Annotated in this window: 2 protein-coding genes and 1 pseudogene; 2 read left to right on the forward strand and 1 reads right to left on the reverse strand. The window is 57.8% G+C overall.

Features of this window, described 5'->3' with window-relative positions; genetic code table 11:
* Together ACRPFF_RS11160 and ACRPFF_RS11165 are read left to right on the forward strand one after the other, a co-directional pair.
* Positions 1–214, forward strand: a 214-nt coding sequence (locus ACRPFF_RS11160) for a hypothetical protein (RefSeq protein ID WP_432674668.1), incomplete at its 5' end; no start/stop codon positions are given.
* A pseudogene (locus ACRPFF_RS11165) lies at positions 135–299 on the forward strand (lyase family protein); the annotation flags it as partial. The gene ACRPFF_RS11160 and the pseudogene ACRPFF_RS11165, both read left to right, overlap by 80 nt.
* Here ACRPFF_RS11165 and ACRPFF_RS11170 read toward each other — a convergent pair.
* A partial coding sequence (locus ACRPFF_RS11170) for a hypothetical protein (RefSeq protein WP_432674667.1) occupies positions 238–434 on the reverse strand: 197 nt, incomplete at its 5' end. The pseudogene ACRPFF_RS11165 and the gene ACRPFF_RS11170 overlap by 62 nt on opposite strands.

Raw genomic sequence — 434 nt, forward strand, 5'->3', positions numbered from 1 at the left:
GACGTCGAGTCTCGTGGGCTCGGAGATGTGTATAAGAGACAGGTGTTTCTCGCCCGACCTCTTCCTCAAAATCGGTGCGGACGGCACCATCAGCACCGAACCGATGAAAGGCACCGCGCCGATTTTGGGCGACGATCACCGCCGAATTGTTGGGTTTCGAACAAATCTGCCAGAACTCGCTCGATGCCGTATCCGACCGCGATTTTGCCATTGAGTTCACCGCCGCCGCCTCGCTGGTTATGGTTCACTTGAGCCGCCTGTCTGAAGAATTGATTTTGTGGATGAGTCCGCGTTTCGGAAGCCGCACTGATCCGCGAAGGCAAAACCGCCGAACGCGCCCTCGCCCTCAACGATGCCGTCCTCTCCCGTGGCGGTGCCGGACCTGTCTCTTATACACATCTCCGAGCCCACGAGACTCGACGTCATATCGTATG

The organism is Neisseria sp. SLRRB23, assembly GCF_050896295.1.
In the GTDB taxonomy this organism is placed as follows: Bacteria; Pseudomonadota; Gammaproteobacteria; order Burkholderiales; family Neisseriaceae; genus Neisseria.